Annotated in this window: 19 protein-coding genes; 15 read left to right on the forward strand and 4 right to left on the reverse strand. The window is 64.2% G+C overall.

Translation table 11 applies throughout. From position 1 onward, the window contains the following. Complete coding sequence (locus JQ627_RS14660; protein WP_212484891.1) at positions 1-198, forward strand: Trm112 family protein; 198 nt, start codon at positions 1-3, stop codon at positions 196-198. 112 nt (positions 199-310) lie between these two features. On the opposite strand, the gene JQ627_RS14665 is transcribed toward JQ627_RS14660, so the two are convergent. After that, the gene (locus JQ627_RS14665; RefSeq protein ID WP_212484892.1) at positions 311-1,531 is read right to left on the reverse strand and encodes a ubiquinone biosynthesis hydroxylase; all 1,221 of its coding nucleotides are present in this window, start codon (positions 1,529-1,531) and stop codon (positions 311-313) included. Between the two features lie 120 nt (positions 1,532-1,651). Here JQ627_RS14665 and tesB point away from each other — a divergent pair, with 120 nt between their 5' ends. After that, positions 1,652-2,515: an acyl-CoA thioesterase II gene (tesB, locus tag JQ627_RS14670; RefSeq protein ID WP_028158675.1), complete on the forward strand. Its 864-nt coding sequence runs from the start codon at positions 1,652-1,654 to the stop codon at positions 2,513-2,515. A gap of 37 nt (positions 2,516-2,552) precedes the next feature. On the opposite strand, the gene JQ627_RS14675 is transcribed toward tesB, so the two are convergent. Next, positions 2,553-3,458, reverse strand: coding sequence for a DUF4339 domain-containing protein (locus JQ627_RS14675; RefSeq protein ID WP_212484893.1), 906 nt, complete (start codon positions 3,456-3,458; stop codon positions 2,553-2,555). Between the two features lie 251 nt (positions 3,459-3,709). Here JQ627_RS14675 and JQ627_RS14680 point away from each other — a divergent pair, with 251 nt between their 5' ends. From JQ627_RS14680 to xth, 13 genes are all read left to right on the forward strand, one after another. Beyond that, a complete protein-coding gene (locus JQ627_RS14680; protein ID WP_008142802.1) occupies positions 3,710-4,048 on the forward strand; it encodes a P-II family nitrogen regulator in 339 nt (112 codons plus the stop codon). A 130-nt stretch (positions 4,049-4,178) separates the two neighbouring features. Further along, complete coding sequence (locus JQ627_RS14685) at positions 4,179-5,480, forward strand: ammonium transporter (RefSeq protein WP_212484894.1); 1,302 nt, start codon at positions 4,179-4,181, stop codon at positions 5,478-5,480. Between the two features lie 41 nt (positions 5,481-5,521). Next, positions 5,522-5,836, forward strand: a complete 315-nt coding sequence (locus JQ627_RS14690; RefSeq protein WP_018646000.1) for a helix-turn-helix transcriptional regulator — start codon at positions 5,522-5,524, stop codon at positions 5,834-5,836. Positions 5,837-5,848: 12 nt separating this feature from the next. Beyond that, positions 5,849-6,205, forward strand: coding sequence for an SRPBCC domain-containing protein (locus JQ627_RS14695; protein WP_212484895.1), 357 nt, complete (start codon positions 5,849-5,851; stop codon positions 6,203-6,205). Between the two features lie 43 nt (positions 6,206-6,248). Continuing rightward, on the forward strand, positions 6,249-6,851 hold the full coding sequence (locus tag JQ627_RS14700; RefSeq protein ID WP_038932646.1) for an ATP-dependent Clp protease proteolytic subunit: 603 nt from the start codon (positions 6,249-6,251) through the stop codon (positions 6,849-6,851). A gap of 445 nt (positions 6,852-7,296) precedes the next feature. After that, entirely contained in the window at positions 7,297-7,635 is a 339-nt protein-coding gene (locus JQ627_RS14705; protein ID WP_008142813.1) for a P-II family nitrogen regulator, read from the forward strand. Between the two features lie 37 nt (positions 7,636-7,672). Then, positions 7,673-9,121 carry an ammonium transporter gene (locus JQ627_RS14710; protein ID WP_212484896.1) on the forward strand — a complete coding sequence of 483 codons (1,449 nt, stop codon included), beginning with the start codon at positions 7,673-7,675 and terminating at the stop codon, positions 9,119-9,121. A gap of 218 nt (positions 9,122-9,339) precedes the next feature. Then, positions 9,340-10,938, forward strand: coding sequence for a caspase family protein (locus tag JQ627_RS14715; RefSeq protein ID WP_212484897.1), 1,599 nt, complete (start codon positions 9,340-9,342; stop codon positions 10,936-10,938). Between the two features lie 135 nt (positions 10,939-11,073). Beyond that, positions 11,074-11,478, forward strand: a complete 405-nt coding sequence (locus JQ627_RS14720) for a GFA family protein (protein WP_028158682.1) — start codon at positions 11,074-11,076, stop codon at positions 11,476-11,478. A 350-nt stretch (positions 11,479-11,828) separates the two neighbouring features. After that, positions 11,829-13,043: an aminotransferase class I/II-fold pyridoxal phosphate-dependent enzyme gene (locus JQ627_RS14725; protein ID WP_212484898.1), complete on the forward strand. Its 1,215-nt coding sequence runs from the start codon at positions 11,829-11,831 to the stop codon at positions 13,041-13,043. Between the two features lie 9 nt (positions 13,044-13,052). Next, positions 13,053-15,536 (forward strand): DNA translocase FtsK, encoded by a 2,484-nt coding sequence (locus tag JQ627_RS14730; protein WP_212484899.1) that lies wholly within the window; start codon positions 13,053-13,055, stop codon positions 15,534-15,536. Between the two features lie 150 nt (positions 15,537-15,686). Next, positions 15,687-16,442 carry an outer membrane lipoprotein carrier protein LolA gene (locus tag JQ627_RS14735; protein ID WP_212484900.1) on the forward strand — a complete coding sequence of 252 codons (756 nt, stop codon included), beginning with the start codon at positions 15,687-15,689 and terminating at the stop codon, positions 16,440-16,442. 116 nt (positions 16,443-16,558) lie between these two features. Then, a complete protein-coding gene (gene xth, locus JQ627_RS14740) occupies positions 16,559-17,374 on the forward strand; it encodes an exodeoxyribonuclease III (RefSeq protein ID WP_212484901.1) in 816 nt (271 codons plus the stop codon). A gap of 27 nt (positions 17,375-17,401) precedes the next feature. Here xth and JQ627_RS14745 read toward each other — a convergent pair whose 3' ends face one another. Both JQ627_RS14745 and JQ627_RS14750 read right to left on the reverse strand, forming a co-directional pair. Next, positions 17,402-17,845, reverse strand: coding sequence for a cyclic nucleotide-binding domain-containing protein (locus tag JQ627_RS14745; protein ID WP_212484902.1), 444 nt, complete (start codon positions 17,843-17,845; stop codon positions 17,402-17,404). 59 nt (positions 17,846-17,904) lie between these two features. Further along, entirely contained in the window at positions 17,905-18,591 is a 687-nt protein-coding gene (locus JQ627_RS14750; protein ID WP_007598630.1) for a response regulator transcription factor, read from the reverse strand. Between the last annotated feature and the right edge of the window lie 68 nt (positions 18,592-18,659).

Below are 18,659 nucleotides of genomic sequence, written 5' to 3' on the forward strand. Positions count from 1 at the left end.
ATGAACGCGCCCAACGAACGCCCCGAAACCAGCGTCGATCCCAAATTGCTGGAGATCCTGGTCTGCCCGCTGACCAAGGGTCCGCTGGAGTTCGATTCCGCGAAGCAGGAGCTGATCTCGCGCAGCGCCAAGCTCGCCTACCCGATCCGCGACGGCATCCCGATCATGCTGCCGGAAGAGGCGCGCAAGATCGATTGAGAGCGCGTAGCCCGGATGGAGCGCAGCGCAATCCGGGAATTCTTGCGCTGACGATGCAGCGGCCCCGGATTACGCTTCGCTCCATCCGCGCTACGAAGATCCGAGCCTTTTTCTACAGCGCCTCACCCTTCAGCAACCGCGGGATCTCACCGGTCAAACCGGCGGCCTGGCGGATGAAGAGGTTCTTCAGCGGCGGGGCGCGGTCGACGAGGCCGAGGCCGATGTCGCGCACCGTGCGCAGCAGCGTCGACTGGTTGGAGAACAGGAAGTTCAGCGAGTTGGTGGCAACGCCCATCGCCATGGTGTCGAAGCGTCGCCAGCGCTGGTAGCGTTCGAGCACGTCGGCGCCGCCGAGATCCATGCCGAGCCGCGCGGCATCGACAACGACTTCGGCCAGTGCGGCGACATCCTTCAGCCCCATGTTGAGGCCCTGGCCCGCGATCGGGTGGATGACATGCGCGGAATCGCCGACCAGCGCGAGACGCTCGGCGATGAAGGAGCGCGCCACGAAATAGGACAGCGGGAACGCGCGCGGCTTGTCGAGCGCCTTGATCTCGCCGAGATGCAGGCCGAACCGGCGCTCGAGTTCGCCGTGGAACTCCTCGTCGCTCAACGCGATGATGCGCGCGGCTTCGCTGCGGCGCTCGGTCCACACCAGCGATGATCGTTTTCCGGAGAGCGGCAGGATGGCGAAGGGACCCGCCGGCAGGAAGTGCTCCTCGGCGCGGCCGTCGTGATCGCGCTCATGGCCGACGGTGACGACGATGCCGGATTGATCGTACTCCCAGCCATGGGTGACGATGCCGGCGCGCTCGCGCAGCTTCGACCTCGCGCCATCGGCGGCGACCAGAAGGCTGGCCGCAATCACGCTGCCATCGCCGAGCGTCACGTCGACGCCTTCCGGGCGCGCGTCATAGGACGCGACCGTCGTGGCGCGGAGATCGATGCCCTCGGCCTCGGCCCGCACCACCAGCGCGTCGATCAGGCGGCGGTTCTCGACCATATGCGCGAAGGGCTCGCCGGGCGCGACATCGCCGGCGAAGTTCAGGAACACAGGACGGGTGGCATCCTCCAGCTTGGAATCGGTGACGACCATGTCGAGGATCGGCTGCGCCTCGCCTCTGACGTCGTCCCAGGCGCCGATCGCCTCGAACAGGCGGCGACAGGCGGCCACGATCGCAGTCGCGCGGGGGTCGCGGCTCGGACGTGTGCTGAGCGCCGGATCGGCGACGATGACGGGGATTTCGGGACCGAGCCCCTGGCGCAACGCCAGTGCCAGCGCCAGGCCCGCAAACGCGCCGCCGCCAATGACAATGCTACCCTGTACTGACATACCCAAAATCCCGGCTAACTCTTGGTCTTGCTAGCAGACTTGAGCTGGGCGAAACAGTGCGGTGAAACAAGGGCGGAACCGCCCGACTGTGCCATTCCGGGGCGATGCGAAAGCACCATCATGTCCAAAAGCCTGATCGACCTGATCTCGATCCTCGACCTCGAACAGCTCGAGGTGAATCTGTTCCGCGGCAACAGCCCGAAGACGAGCTGGCAGCGGGTGTTCGGCGGCCAGGTGATCGGGCAGGCGATGGTTGCGGCCTGTCGCACGGTCGAGGGCCGGCTGCCGCATTCGCTGCATTGCTATTTCATCCTGCCGGGCGATCCGCAGATTCCGATCATCTACCAGGTCGAGCGCCTGCGCGACGGCAAGAGCTATTCGACCCGCCGCGTCACCGCGATCCAGCACGGCAACGCAATCTTCTCGATCATGGTGTCGTTCCACACCGACGAGGAGAGCGCGTTCGATCATCAGGACAAGATGCCCGACGTGCCGCCGCCGGAAAAGCTGACCGCGGAGGAGGTGGCGAAGCAGCCGATGTTCAAGGAGATGCCGGAGTTCATCCGTCGCTACTACGAGTCCGATCGTCCGATCGAGCTGCGCCCGGTCGAGCTCAGCCGTTATTTCGGCGAGAAGATCGACGACGGCCGCATTCACGTCTGGATCAGGACCGCGGCGAAATTGCCCGACGATCCGGCGCTGCACATGTGCGCGCTGGCCTATGCCTCGGACTTTTCGCTGCTGGATGCGATCATGGCGCGCTACGGCCGCACGCTGTTCGACAAACGCATGATGCCGGCGAGCCTCGACCACGCGATGTGGTTTCACCGCCCCTTCCGAGCCGACGAATGGCTGCTTTACGCGCAGGATTCGCCGAACGCACGAGGTGGCCGCGGCTTGACCCGCGGCTCGATCTTCAAGCCCGACGGTACGCTGGTGGCCTCCGTCGCGCAGGAAGGCTCCGTGCGCGAGCGGAAGTCCTAGAGCCCGGGCGCGAGTTCGTCGCGCCTGGGATTTGCGATCAAGCTCCGACCGACCCGCGCGGAGCGAGCTCGGTTTGCGATGCAAACCAGTTCATGATCCAGCGGTACACCCAAGGGATCGGGATGATGAAGCTGGACAGGATCGCGGCGACGATGCCGCGCCAGAGAATGCCGAGACCGCTGCCCTTGAATACGATCTCACGCCGCGTGCCCTCGATGCTGCGGCAGAACCAGCGCATCTGAGCCGCGGCGACCCAGGCCCAGCCGATGATCGTGATGACGGAGATCGCGAACAGCAGATTCCAGCCGACATAGGCCCAGACCGAGCCGGTGAAGCTCAAGCCCAGCGGCTGCCCGTTGGAAGCGAGGTTCGCGACCATCCATTTGATAAGGAGCCAGTAGAGAGCGATCTGCGCGATGAACAGCAGATTGCTGAGCAGCGCACTGCCGATGAAGCCGATCACGATCGCCAGAACGATGAATCCGAAGAACCAAGGCACCAGCGTCATCGCATTGCCGGTGAAGCTGAGATTGGGCCGCCCGGGCACCTTCACGCAGGACACGATCCATTTCGTGTACCAGACGAACACCCACGGGATCGGGATGATGAAGCACATGCCGATCAGCATCACGATGCTGCGCCAGGTGAACTCGAGGATGCCGAAATCGACCGCCAGCGCGCCTCCGCTGCCGCCGCCACCCGCGTAGCCGGCGCCAGCGTAACCACCGGAGCCCATCATCGGCGGACCGCCGGCCGGCATCATCGGGGGCGCACTGCCGCCGATCAGGCCGGGGATTTCGGCGGCCTTCTGCCAGCCGGCCATGCCCTCGGACCATACCAGCGTATCCGGGCGCACAATTCCCTGCGCGATCAGGTCACGGAATTGCCCTTCCGGATAGGGCCCCTGCTGCTTGCCCTCGGATGCGTAGAACCAACTCGCCATGAAACGTCCCCCTCAAACATACTTTTGTACCGGCCAAGAAGCTTAGGTTCACCGCTTCGGTTCACCGCATCCATGCCAAAAACGCATTGTGAAGGATGAACGGATGCCCTGTACAGAGGCGGCCGTTCACATGGCAAAACGTTTTTCCGCTTCAACCTGCAAGTTTTTTATGCCATCTGCCCGGAAAGATGCCAGATTGACGCTGCGCCGGGGACATACGGCGCGGCGCATCCCGGGGAATAGGCCTGACCATGAAACTCGTCGTCGCGATCATCAAACCCTTCAAGCTCGATGAAGTCCGCCAGGCGCTGACCGCGATCGGCGTCCACGGCATGACCGTGACCGAGGTGAAGGGTTATGGCCGCCAGAAGGGCCACACCGAGATCTATCGCGGCGCCGAATACGTCGTGAACTTCCTGCCGAAGCTGAGGATCGAGATCGCCGTCGCCTCCGACGTCGCCGACAAGGCGGTCGCCGTGATCACCGCGACGGCGCGCACCGGACAGATCGGCGACGGCAAGATCTTCGTCACGCCGATCGACCATGCGCTGCGCATCCGCACCGGCGAAACCGACAGCGACGCGCTCTAGCTTTTGTTTTGACGCGTTTTCCTGACGCGAACCGGTATCCACTTCGCTCGAAAACGCTCTGCTTCTTGTTCGATCGCAGCGGGCAACGACGCCACGGCTGCGACGCAATTTCCATGCTGGGGGAAATGACATGGCGGGATTGTTGCGCCGCGCAGCCGTTATGGCTGCGTCGGCCGGATTTATGTCGATCATTGCCGCGCCTGCCCATGCTGCGGGCTCCGAGATCAACACCGCCGACACCGCCTGGATGATCGTCGCCACCGCGCTGGTGCTGATGATGACGATCCCCGGGCTCGCGCTGTTCTACTCCGGCATGGTGCGCAAGAAGAACGTGCTCGCGACCATGGCGCAGAGCCTTGCCGCGGTGACGATGATCTCCATTCTCTGGGTGGCGTTCGGCTATTCGCTCTGCTTCGTCGGCGACGGGCCGTGGATCGGCACGCTCGACCGCTGGTTCCTCGCGGGCATGACGATGGACAGCGTCAACCCGGCGGCGAAGACGATCCCGGAAGCGCTGTTCATGCTGTACCAGATGACCTTTGCCATCATCACGGTGGCGCTGGTCGCGGGCTCGGTCGCCGACCGGATGCGATTCTCGGCCTATCTCGTGTTCTCGGTGGCCTGGTTCATCTTCGTCTACATTCCGCTGGCGCATTGGATGTGGGGCGGCGGCTTCCTCGCCAGCATGGGCGTGCTGGATTTCGCCGGCGGCCTCGTCGTGCATCTGTCGGCCGGTACCGCCGGCCTCGTCGCCGCCAAGGTGATGGGGCGCCGCCACGGCTACGGCACTGAAAATCTCTCGCCGTTCGATCTGTCACTCGCGGTGATGGGCACCGGCCTGTTGTGGGTCGGCTGGTTCGGCTTCAACGGCGGCTCGGCGGGCGCGGCCAATTCGCGCGCGGTGCTGGCGATCATCGCGACCCATCTCGCCGCCTGCTCCGGCGCATTGACCTGGGGCGCGATCGAATGGTCGACCCGGCGCAAGCCGTCGGTGCTCGGCATGATCTCCGGCGCGGTCGCGGGCCTCGGCACCATCACGCCGGCCTCGGGCTTCGTCGCGCCGTGGCATGGCATCGTGATCGGCATCGTCGCAGGCGCGGTTTGCTACTGGGCCTGCACCTGGCTGAAGCACCGTTTCAACTATGACGACTCCCTCGACGTGTTCGGCGTCCACGGCATCGGGGGCCTGACCGGCACGCTGCTGGCCGGCGTGTTCGCGACCAGCGCGATCGGCGGCACCGCCGGCCTGATCGAGGGCCATCCGCAGCAATTGCTGATCCAGCTTTACGGGGTCGCGGTCACCTTCGTCTGGGCGGCGGGCGTGAGCTTTATCCTGCTCAAGCTGGTCGCCCTGTTCGTGCCCTTGCGCGTATCCCGTGAGCACGAACTCGAAGGGCTCGATATCTCGCAGCACGGCGAAGCGCTGCAGTAATCGGGCTTGCGCAACACATAAGTACATGCTTATGTGTTGGCATGATCGAAGCCGACATCTTCAAGGCGCTGGCCGACCCGACGCGCCGAAAGGTCTTTGAGAAACTCGCTGGCGGAAGCCTGAATGCCAGCGCTTTGCGCGACGGTTTGGAGATCAGCCAGCCGGCGATGTCGCAGCATCTTTCGGTGCTGCGCGCGGCAGGCCTCGTGCGCGAACAGCGGCAGGGCCGCTTCGTGAATTACGAAGTCGACCCGGACGGAATCGTCGCCATCGGGGCATGGCTTGCGCGCTACCGTGCCTACTGGCCGAAGCGCATGGAAGCACTCGCCGATCTCCTCAAGGACATGGATCAATAAGGACTGGGATCAATGAGCGACGCCGCGAAGCCTGATCGTCCCGACGAAGCCCTGGTACTTGAATATGATTTCGATGCGCCGCCGGCAAAGGTCTGGCGCGCCGTGACCATTCCGGCCTTGCGCGAGCGCTGGCTGCCGAACTCCGACCTTGCGGGGGCTGAGCCTGAATCAACGATCGCAGGCGAAGAGGTGCGCTACCGGCTTCGCGATTCAGAGCCGCCGTTTCGCGAGAGCCACGTCATCTTCCGGATCGAGCCGAACGAGGACGGCGGCACCCGCTTCCGCATCATCCAGCAAGCCTGCGAAGAGCAAACAAGGCTGCCGCAGCCCGCCAATAGCAATTGCCGCATGATGCGCGCGGCGGCCTAACACCTCAACAAGACTTCGTCACCTGCAAACATGGAGGTCGCCAATGCGCGACATGCTTCAGCTCGTCCCTATGGTTGTCGAACAATCCGCCCGCGGCGAGCGATCCTTCGACATCTATTCGCGGCTCCTGCGCGAACGCATCATCTTCCTCAACGGCGAGGTCAATGATGCGATGTCCGGACTGGTCTGCGCGCAATTGTTGTTCCTGGAGGCGGAGAATCCGAACAGGCCGATCAATCTCTACATCAACTCTTATGGTGGCGTGGTCACCTCAGGTCTCGCCATGTACGACACCATGCAGTTCATCAAGGCGCCGGTTCATACCCTGTGCATGGGCACCGCGCGCTCGATGGGCTCGTTCCTGCTGATGGCCGGCGAGCCAGGTCACCGCGCCGCGCTGCCCAATGCGAGCCTTCACGTCCATCAGCCGCTCGGCGGCTTCCAGGGCCAGGCGTCCGACATCCTGATCCATGCCAACGAAATGCAGGAAACCAAGCGGCGCATCACCCGGCTCTACGCGCAGCATTGCGGGCGCACCGAGGCGGAGGTGGAACGTACCCTGGACCGCGACCACTTCATGACCGCGCAGCAAGGGGTCGAATGGGGATTGATCGACCGGGTCTTTGCGGAGCGCGAGGCCGCCTGATGCGGCCAACGACGGCTTTGAGCCGGATACCCTCCCGGACTCCGACCTGCTCAGACTGATCGGCCGGTTGCGCGTATCCCATGAGCACGAGCGCGAAGGGTTCGGTATCTCGCAGCCCGGCGAGGCCCGTCGGCCTGCATCTTCCGTATCTCGATACCTTTGACCTGCCCGACACATGAGCAACATTGTGTCGGCGGCCTGTCGTGCATGCTTTTTGAGCAGGCGTGACCACGTTTTGAGCGCGACGTAATAGCGCACTGCACCGCGATACGCGTCAAACGCGAAAACACCCGTTTTCATAGTCCGTTAGGCAAGCCGCCCGATCTGGCACGGCATTTGATTCTAGGGGTGCTGGCTGTGCCCGCGTAGTGAACTTCTCCCTCGTGGCGAACCAGTCGAGAAACGCCCGGCCATGTCCGGACCGGGCCAAGCGGGGATAGGACCCATGAAAATTGTTATGGCGATTATCAAGCCATTCAAGCTGGAAGAAGTCCGTGACGCCCTGACCGCCATCGGCGTTCACGGTCTCACGGTGACGGAAGTCAAGGGATATGGCCGCCAGAAAGGCCATACGGAAATCTATCGCGGTGCTGAATATGCCGTGAGCTTCCTGCCCAAGATCAAGATCGAGGTCGCTGTCGCCTCCGACCAGGTCGACAAGACCATCGACGCCATTACGTCCGCCGCGAAAACCGGACAGATCGGCGACGGCAAGATCTTCGTCATCAACCTCGACCATGCGGTTCGCATCCGCACCGGCGAGGCCGATGCCGCGGCCCTTTGATTTCGCGCTCAACCTTTACCAATCAGGAGTGAATAAAATGACGTTTAAGCGTCCCTATGGCGCGGGATTGGCGGCTCTCGCAGTCGGCATGTTCGCTGCGACCGCGGCCTATGCCGAGCCAACGGTCAACAAGGGAGACAACGCCTGGATGCTGACATCGACAGTGCTCGTGCTGTTGATGACGATCCCCGGCCTCGCGCTGTTCTACGGCGGCCTCGTCCGTTCCAAGAACATGCTCTCCGTGCTGATGCAGGTCTTCTACACCGTCTGCGTCGTCACCGTGATCTGGGCCGTGTACGGCTACAGCCTCGCCTTCACCGGCGGTTCCGACTTCATCGGCGGCTTCTCCAAGGCCTTCATGATGGGCGTCACCACCGACTCGAAAGCCGCGACCTTCTCGGTCGACGCCAACATCTCGGAGCTCATCTATGTGTGCTTCCAGATGACCTTCGCGGCGATCACGCCCGCCCTCATCGTCGGTGCCTTCGCCGAGCGCATGAAGTTCTCGGCAATCGCGCTCTTCATTCCGCTCTGGGTCACGCTGATCTACTTCCCGATCGCGCACATGGTCTGGTACTGGCCCGGCCCGGACACGATCCAGGATGCTGCCAAGGCTCTGGCTGCTGCCACTGACGCGGCGGCAAAGACCGCGGCGCAGGCCAAGCTCGACGAGATCAACGCCGACGCCGGCTGGATCTTCAAGATGGGCGCGATCGACTTTGCAGGCGGCACCGTGGTGCACATCAACGCCGGCATCGCAGGTCTCGTCGGCGCTCTGCTGATCGGCAAGCGTGTCGGCTACGGCAAGGAGCTGATGGCTCCGCACTCGCTGACCATGTCGATGATCGGCGCCTCGCTGCTCTGGGTCGGCTGGTTCGGCTTCAACGCCGGCTCCAACCTCGAAGCCAACGGCGGCGCGGCCCTCGCCATGACCAACTCCTTCGTCGCCACCGCAGCCGCCGCGCTGTCGTGGATGTTCGCGGAGTGGATCGTCAAGGGTCACCCGTCGGTGCTCGGCGTCATCTCCGGCGCTGTCGCGGGCCTCGTGGCGGTCACGCCAGCCGCCGGCTTCTCCGGCGTCATGGGTGCGATCGTCCTCGGCCTGATCGTCGGCGTGGTCTGCCTGTTCTTCTGCACCGTCGTGAAGAACGCGCTCGGCTACGATGACAGCCTCGATGTGTTCGGCGTGCACTGCGTCGGCGGCATCGTCGGCGCGATCGGCACCGGCATCCTCGTCAACCCCGCCCTCGGCGGCGCCGGCATCGTCGACTACACCGCGATCCCGCCGAAGGTCGCCGATTACGACTTCGCGGTCCAGGTGCTCGCTCAGCTCAAGGCTGTCGGCACCACGCTGGTGTGGTCGGGCGTCGGTTCGGCGATCCTCTACAAGGTCGTCGATGTGATCGTTGGCCTCCGCGCCAATGTCGAGAGCGAGCGTGAAGGCCTCGACATCACCGAGCACACCGAGCGCGCCTACAACATGTAACTCTCCTCCCGGGCGCGGTCTTTTCCAGGACCGCGTCCACAACTACGGTTTGGGGCACATACCCGGCAATGTCCCGACCGTTGAGGGGCTCCAGCGCAAGTTGGAGCCCCTTTCTTTTTGCCCGCGCCGCATCGTCGCAGCGGCCACGCCTGCACCAGGCCCAAATTGCATTGTCCCGAGACTGGTGAATATCATGCTCCCGTCCGGAGCACGGTCTCATGAGCCTGTTGCGTTTCGTGGCATTGTGTTTGCTGTCGCTTGCCTTGTCTGCCCTCGACGCCAAGGCCGACAAGCGCGTTGCGCTGGTCATCGGCAACGGCGCCTACCGGAACGCTCCCGCGCTCGCCAATCCGACCAATGATGCGGCCGACATCGGCGCGGCGCTGAAGCGATCGGGATTCGAGCCCCTGGTCGCGACCGATCTCGATCAGGCCGCCATGCAGGACACTGTTCTTCGCTTTGCGCGCGAGGCCCGCGGCGCCGACGTGGCCCTGTTCTATTACAGCGGACACGCGCTGCAATTCGCAGGCGTCAACTATCTGGTCCCCGTCGACGCCGTCTTGCGCGACGAGGTCGATCTGCGGCGCCTGGTGCGCGCCGACGAGATCCTGGCGGATTTGCAGCGGGCCAAGAACCTGCGCATCCTCGTGCTCGACGCCTGCCGCGACAATCCCTTCGCGGACGAACTCCGGCGAAACGTCGGGCAGGGACGCGGCGTAACCGTCAGCCGCGGGCTGGCCAAGATGGCGAGCCCGGAAGGCACCATCATCTCCTATGCGACCCAGGCAGGTCGCACGGCCGACGACGGCGACGGCCGCAACAGTCCCTATACCAGCTCGTTCCTGGAGCACATCAGCGACAGGGACAATATCAATACAGTGTTCCAGACCATCGGCGCCGGCGTCTACAAGCGCACCAAGGGATCACAGGTCCCGGAGCTGTCGCTGTCGTTCTTCGGCGAGTTTTACCTCAATGGCAAAGCCGAAACCGCGGCGCTGACACCATCTTCACCTCGGACTGACCCTTGCGCAGAGGCCGCCGACCATTGGCGCGGCGCGGACGCGCTCGGGACCGTCACGGCCTTCAGGGATCATCTGGTTCGTTTCCCGTCCTGCGCCTTTGCAGACCTGGCGAAATACCGCATCGAGCTGTTGTCGAAATCCATCGACAGCGCAAAACGCCCGACGACTTTCGACGGAACCTGGATCGCCAACGAAAGCTGCGAGAGCAAACCGCCTTTTCCGGAAGCCCATCGCCAATATGTCTTCCGCATCAAGGAGGGAGTGCTGCACACGGTGCTCGGGGACGAGGGTAAGCCCGACTCTGTGAGTTATGACGGCAAGATCGAAGCGGACGGCAACAGCACCATCTCCGTCAACGGCATCATTGGTGACAAGGATCCGCTGAACCGCCCCGTCGGCTCGTCCTATCGATACAAGATCGTGCTCGAACTGAAGGCTTCCAAAGGGGCCGGCGTCCGCACGGAAACCTATTGGCCGTGTCGCTACGACTTTTCGAAGGTATCAGCGCCAGGCGGAGAATCCGAGCGGAGGCCGCCCGACCCGAAGCGCGCCGCAAAGCGCAATGACAATACGGCTGCTGCGCCTTCCGATCGGCGCGAGGGCGGACGGGCCGCGCCGGACGGTAACGGAATGAGCTGCTCCATAATGCGCAGAAATTGCGCGGTGGCTTGCGTCAGTTTTGGCGGCCAGCCCAATTGTGGCTCAACCTTCTGCGTGCGGCAGGAAGCGGAATGCATGAGCAGCGGATGCTGGAGAAGTCGAGCTTACAACGGCTGCGGCATCGCCAAGCGATAGGCGCAAGGCATTCTCCGCAGCCTTCACATCGAGGACGCCATATTCTTTTTGCCCACGCGACGAAGAAAAAGATTGCCATTCCAGATTGCCGGCGCAGAAATATCGACCACAACGAAAACAAACCGGGAGGTCGTCATGCGGTTGGAAGGCGGATGCTATTGCGGCGAAGTGCGCTACGTGGCCGAGGGCGATCCGATGATGCAGGCCCAGTGTCATTGCCGCGAGTGCCAGTACATCTCCGGCGGCGCACCCAACACCTTCATCGCGATGCCGGTGGCCGGCTTCAGCTACATCACCGGGCAGCCCAAACAGTTCACGCGCAAGGACCTCGAACGCGCCGTCACGCGCGAATTCTGCGCCGAATGCGGCACCCATCTGGTGACCAAGGTTCCGGGACTGCCAGCGGCGATCCTGAAGGTCGGCACCCTGGACGAGCCAAAGCAGTTCCATCCGCAGATGGCGATCTACACCTGCGACAAGCAGGAGTTCCACGCGATCCCCGCGGGCATGGCGACGTTCGAGAAGCTGCCGGGGCATTGAGCGCGCCCATCCCGAAAGACTCGTCATGCCCGGGCTCGTCCCGCCTGCGCGGCCGAAGCCGCTTCGGCGAGGCGAAGGCCCGGGCATCCACGTTCTTGGGCGGGCCGTGGATGGCCGGGACGAGCCCGGCCATGACAGGACCCGGGCCCGCCCCGCATCCATTGTATCCGGCCTCATTTTTTCCCCTCTGGACGGGCCGGAGCTCAAATCCGGGGCACGGAAATGACTCTTGATGGCGCGGAAAGCCGATGGTTAATCGCGTCTTAACCTCGCCCTATCTATGGTGAACTGAACCGCTTCCCGCCGGCGCCTTGGTGCGACCGGCTGTTCCAAGAGTGCTGGCGTCCAGAATGGCTATAACCGCTTCATCCCGTGCGCCGCAGGACAGCGGAAGCTCCGATAGCGAACGCTCGCCCTTCGTCCGGCTGAACGAGCTGCTGGCACCCCATCAGCCGGGCAAGCCGTTGATTACGCTCGCGGTTGGCGAGCCCCAGCATCCCGTGCCTGACTTCGTCGGCCCGGTTCTGGCCAAGCACATCGCCGATTTCGGCCGTTACCCGGCGAACAAGGGTACCGACCCGTTCCGCAAGGCAGCGGGCGCCTGGCTGTCGTCGCGCTTCAAGCTGCCGCGGCCGCTCGACCCCGAGAACGAGATTCTCGTCCTCAATGGCAGCCGCGAGGGGCTGTTCCTCGCCGCGATCGCGGCCGCGCGCTATGTCGGCCCGCGTCCCGGCAAGCCGGCCATCCTGATGCCGAATCCGTTCTATCCGGTCTATGGCGCCGGCGCCCGCGCCGCGGCCTGCGAGCCGGTCTATCTGCCGACCACCGTGGAAAACGGCTTTCTGCCCGATCTCGATGCCATCGACGAAGCGACGCTGGCGCGCACGGTGGCGTTCTATCTGGCCTCGCCCGCCAATCCGCAGGGCTCGGTCGCCAAGCCCGACTATTTCAGGCGGTTGAAGCAGCTCGCCGACCGCTATGGCTTCGTGATCCTCAGCGATGAGTGTTACTCCGAGATCTACACCCGCGAGGCCCCGGGCAGCGCGCTTGAATGTGCCGGCCCCGACTTCACCCGCGTGGTTGCCTTCCAGTCGCTGTCGAAACGCTCCAACCTGCCGGGGCTCCGTGTCGGCTTCGCCGCCGGCGACAAGAAGCTCATCGGCATGTTCCTCGAGCTGCGGAACATCGCGGCGCCGCAGGTGCCGGTGCCGCTCCAGCATGTCGCGACCGTCGCTTACGGCGACGAGGCCCATGTCGAGGAGAACCGCAGGCTGTACCGGATCAAGTTCGATCTCGCCGACCAGATCATCGGCAACCGTTACGGCTATCGCCGGCCTGACGCGGGCTTTTGCGTCTGGCTCAACACGTCCGCGCTCGGCGACGACGTGTCGATCACACTCAAGCTCTTCAAGGAAGCAGGCGTGCGCGTGGTGCCCGGCAGCTATCTGGCGCGGCTCCAGCCCGACGGCTTCAATCCCGGCGCGGGTTTCATTCGCCTCGCGCTGGTGCAGGATGGCGAGACCACGGCGCAGGCGCTGCACCGGCTGGTCGAGACTCTGGGTTAGGCGGGGCCCATGAGCATGTCGGCAATCGAACGTGTCATTCCACTGGTCGGCCATCTGCCACCGTCGATCCGCGAGGGGCTGGCGCGGCGTATGCGCGAGCTCACCGGTCTCGGCCTGATTGCATTGTCCGGCGTCGCCTCGGCCGCGCTGATGACCTGGTCGGTGCAGGATCCAAGCCTCAGCCACGCGACCTCACGGCCGATCCGCAACATTCTCGGCTATGCCGGCGCGATCGGCGCCGACCTTGCGATGCAGATCCTCGGGCTCGGCGCAATCATGCTGGTCCTGACGGTCGCGGTGTGGGGCTGGCGCATGATGACCCACCGCCCGTTCGACCGTGAGGCGCTACGGCTAGGTTCCTGGATTCTCTGCACCGTGATCGCTGCGGGCTTTGTCAGCTGCTGGCCGCATGGCGGCGCATGGCCGCTGCCGACCGGCCTCGGCGGCGTGGTCGGCGATGCCCTGGTACGCGCGCCCGCGGTGATTTTCGGACCACCGGGCACGATCTATCGCATGGTGCTGGGCACGATCCTGTTCGCCGCGATGGCCGCGACCTTCCTGATCGCCTGCGGCCTTGGCGCACGCGAGCATGACGACGAGCTCGCGGAGATCGAGGACGACGACAAGCCGCTCGACGAAGACGAGGAGAGCGATCGCGGTTCGGTGTCGCTGGGCTGGCTGTTCCACGCATTGATGAGCACGAAGGCGCGGCTGATCTGGCTGCTCGGCACCGCTTACCGCTCCCTGGTCTCGAGCGGACCGAAGACCAAAACCGTTGCGTTCAGCCGCCAGGAGCCGAATCTCGGCGGCGGCCGCGCCGCGCCGTCGATCTCGCCGCAGTCCGAAAACGAGGATGACGAGGACGAGCACGAGGTAGAGGAAGACGAAGAAGAAGAGGAGGAGGAGGAGCCGGCCGCGCGCGCCCCGCGCAAGAAGGCCGCCCCGAAGGCCGCTTCCAAAAAATCCTCCGACAGGTTCGAGCTTCCGTCCGTGTCCGTGCTGGCCGCGCCCAAGGCGGGCGATCGCCAGCCGCTCAGCAAGGCCGAGCTGGAAGCCAATTCGCGCTCGCTCGAAGGCGTGCTGCAAGATTTCGGCGTGCGCGGCGAGATCGTGAAGGCCAATCCGGGTCCCGTGGTCACGCTGTACGAGCTGGAGCCGGCGCCCGGCATCAAGTCGTCGCGCGTGATCGGGCTCGCCGACGATATCGCCCGCTCGATGAGCGCGCTGTCGGCGCGCGTCGCCGTCGTGCCGGGCCGCAACGCCATCGGCATCGAATTGCCGAACGCGCATCGCGAGAAGGTCTATTTGCGTGAACTGCTGATCGCAAAGGAAGCGACCGACACGGTTGCAAAGCTGCCGCTCTGCCTCGGCAAGACCATCGGCGGCGACCCCGTGATCATCGACCTCGCGCGCACGCCGCACATGCTGATCGCCGGCACCACCGGCTCCGGCAAGTCGGTCGCCATCAACACCATGATCCTCAGCCTGGTCTACAGGCTGCGCCCCGACCAGTGCCGCCTGATCATGGTCGATCCGAAGATGCTCGAACTCTCCGTCTATGACGGCATTCCCCATCTGCTCACGCCCGTCGTGACCGACCCGAAGAAGGCGGTGGTCGCGCTGAAATGGGCCGTGCGCGAGATGGAAGAGCGCTACAAGAACATGGCCAAGCTCGGTGTGCGCAACATCGACGGCTACAATACGCGCCTGCTCGAGTTGAAGGCCAAGGGCGAGGAACCGACGCGCACGGTGCACACCGGCTTCGACAAGGAAACCGGCAAGGCGATCTACGAGGAAGAGAAGCTCTCGCTCGACCCGCTGCCCTACATCGTCATCATCGTCGACGAAATGGCCGACCTGATGATGGTTGCCGGCAAGGACATCGAAGGCGCAGTGCAGCGTCTCGCGCAGATGGCGCGCGCCGCGGGCCTGCATGTGATCCTCGCGACGCAGCGTCCCTCGGTCGACGTCATCACCGGCACCATCAAGGCGAACTTCCCGACCCGCATCGCCTTCCAGGTGACGTCCAAGATCGACAGCCGCACCATCCTGGGCGAAATGGGCGCCGAGCAACTGCTCGGGCAGGGCGACATGCTCTACATGGCAGGCGGCGGCCGCATCAGCCGCGTGCACGGACCGTTTGCTTCCGACGAGGAAGTCGAGAAGGTGGTGCGCCACCTCAAGACGCAGGGCCAGCCCGAATACCTCGAAGCGGTCACGGCCGAGGAGCCGACCGAGGACGAGGACGGCGGTGCCGTGTTCGACGCCAGCGGCATGGGTGCAGATGGCGGCGGCGATCTCTTCCAACAGGCCGTGGCCATCGTCAAACGCGACCGCAAGGCCTCGACCAGCTACATCCAGCGCCGCCTGCAAATCGGCTATAACCGTGCCGCGTCCTTGATGGAGCGCATGGAACTGGAAGGCATCGTCGGACCCGCCAACCACGCCGGAAAGCGTGAAATTCTGGTCGAGGAAGAAGACAGCCATATGTGAGGCAGGGGGCCTCTAAACATAATTTCACGCAAAATCGATATCTGCTTTTGCGAAATCACGCTAAAAGGGCGCCCAGCCATACAGGACGACGCGTTGATCAGACATCCGGACATTCGATTCGCTGCCTCCATCGCCGCGCGAAGCGCGCGCGTGGCCGGTATGCTTCTCGTCACCGCCGCGATGGTGACCGCGACGTCGTTCGCCCAGACCGTGCCCGTGCCCAAACCCGCGCCGAAGGGCCGCGATGGTGGGGCGTCCGCCGGGGGCCCCACGATCACCGGTGCGACCCAGAAGCCGCCGAACCCGGTCATTCCGGATCCGCGCCGCAACGTGCCGAGCAGCATCTTCCAGACCTTCGATGCCAACCAGAAGGCGCAGGCGGCGAAGGTCAGCGCCTACCTGTCGTCGCTTTCGACGCTGGTCGGGAATTTCGTCCAGGTCGGTCCCGACGGCAGCAAGACGCAGGGCGACTTCTACATCCAGAAGCCCGGCAAGGTACGCTTCGAATATGACGAGCCGAGCCCGATCGACATCGTCGCCGACGGATCCTCGCTGGTGGTGCGCGACCGCAAGCTCGCGACGCAGGACGTCTATCCGCTGTCGCAGACGCCGCTGCGCTTCCTGCTGTCCGACCGCATCGACCTGATGAAGGACACCAACGTCGTCAGCGTCTCTGCCGACGACGTCTTCGTCAGCGTCACCATCGAGGAGAAGCAGGCATTGGTCGGCACCAGCCGCCTGCTGCTGATGTTCGGCGCCAAGGACGGCCAGTTGAAGCAGTGGACCGTCACCGACCCGCAGGGCTACGACACCACGATCGCGGTTTACAATCTCGACGCGACCAAGAAGCTCGATCCCGGCATGTTCAAGATCGATTTCACGAACTACGGCCCGTCGCCGGGATAGATCTCGTAGGCTGGGCAAAGCGAAGCGTGCCGACCATTCCCGGTCTCGAAAAGACGGTGGGCACGGCGCTTTGCGCCTTTGCCCGCCCTACGAGAGCTTGCTAAGACGCATCTCCCATGCGTTTTTCCCTCACAACCTGGAACATCAATTCGGTGCGGCTTCGCATCGACCTGGTCGCGAAGTTTCTCAAGAGCGCGCGGCCGGATGTGCTGTGCCTCCAGGAGACCAAGTGCATCGACGATGCCTTTCCACTGAAGCGTTTCAAGCGGCTGGGCTATGAGCATGTCGCGTTGAACGGGCAGAAGGGCTATCACGGCGTCGCCATCGTCTCGAAGATTCCGTTCGAATCGAAAGACATCCGCACCTTCTGCGACAAGGTGGATTCGCGACACATCTCCGTGTCGTTCGGCGCGAAGGCCAGCATCGCAAAGCCGCTGGTGCTGCATAATTTCTACGTGCCCGCCGGCGGCGACATTCCCGATCCCGCGCTGAACGAGAAATTCGACCACAAGCTTCGCTTCCTCGACGAGATGAAGGCCTGCGAGCCGCTGCATCCGCGCGGGGAGGATCGCCACATCCTGGTCGGCGATCTCAACGTCGCGCCGCACGAGAACGACGTGTGGTCGCACAAGCAGCTTCTGAAAGTGGTGTCGCACACGCCTGTCGAAACCGAGAAGCTGCAAGCCGCGCTGGCGGCCGGTGAGTGGGTTGACGTCGCGCGCGAACGTTTTCCGATGTCGGAAAAGGTCTACACGTGGTGGAGCTACCGCTCCGCCGACTGGACCGTCGGTGATCGCGGCCGCAGGCTCGACCACATCTGGGTCTCGCGCGCATTGAAGGACGCGGTCAGCGATTTCAAGATCCTGCGCGACGCGCGGAGCTGGGAGCGCCCGTCGGACCACGTGCCGGTGACGGTGACGCTGGAGGTGTGACGGCGCCGTCCTGGCTACGATGACGTCTCACGACGTCAGCTTCGCGCCCGCCATCAATATATCGCTCGCGATCTGGCTGGAGCGCACCGCGAATTCGTCGCGGAGGCGAACGGCGGCGGCCGGATCGCTCTCGAGCACGCGTTGAAACAAGCTGCGCGCGACGCGGATGACGGAGGCGTGCTCCAGCGCGATCGCGCTCGACGGCCGCTTCATCGGCACCACCAGCGCGAGCTCGCCGATCAGCGCGCCGGGACCTGCGATCATCTCCGCACCCGCGCCGTCGTCGACCCGAAAGGCGCCGCGCTGGACCACGAAGCCGGCATCGGCGTCGTCGCCGAGATTGAACAGGACGTCGCCGCGGACGAAGTTGCGCTGCTCGGAACCGATCGCCAGCATGCGCAACGAAGCGTCTCCCAACAGGCGCAGTGTCGGGACACGCTCGAGAAGCGCTACGTCGTCGTCGATTGACATTCAGGTCCGGGGCTCAAAGGGCACGCAATCTAAAACGATTCGCACGCCCCTGAAGCGTATCACGGCACCAGCTTGTAGCCACCGGCTTCCGTGACCAGGATCTCCGGATTGGCGGCGTCCTTCTCGATCTTCTGACGGAGACGGTAGATGTGGGTTTCCAGCGTGTGGGTGGTGACGCCGGAATTATAGCCCCACACCTCCTGGAGCAGGGTCTCGCGCGAGACCGGCATCTGGCCGGCCCGGTAGAGGAAGCGGAGGATGGCGGTTTCCTTCTCCGTCAGCCGCACCTTGCGCGCATTGGCGGCGGTCAGCATCTTGGAGCCGGGGCGGAAGGAATAGGGGCCGACCGAGAACACCGCGTCCTCGCTCGCCTCGTGCTGGCGGAGCTGGGCGCGGATGCGGGCCAGCAACACGGCGAAACGGAAGGGTTTTGCGACGTAGTCGTTGGCGCCCGATTCCAGCCCCAAAATCGTGTCGGAATCGGTGTCATGCCCGGTGAGCATGATGATCGGGGCCTTGAAGCCGCCCTTGCGCAGGGAACGGACCACCTCGCGGCCGTCGGTGTCGGGCAGGCCGACATCCATCAGGACCAGATCGGGGGCATTGGCCTTCGCGGCGCTCGCACCCTTGGCCCCGGTATCGACGGCGGAGGCTTCAAATTCTTCGTGCAGCGATAATTGCTCCACCAACGTATCGCGCAGATCGGTATCGTCATCCACGATGAGGATCTTGCGGGCATTGGCCATAGGGGGTCATCCTTTTGGAGTCCGGCTCGGCGCGCATGCATGCTGCACCCAGCCGCGAGGGAAAGTTA

This window comes from Bradyrhizobium liaoningense, assembly GCF_018130785.1.
In the GTDB taxonomy this organism is placed as follows: Bacteria; Pseudomonadota; Alphaproteobacteria; order Rhizobiales; family Xanthobacteraceae; genus Bradyrhizobium; species Bradyrhizobium liaoningense_A.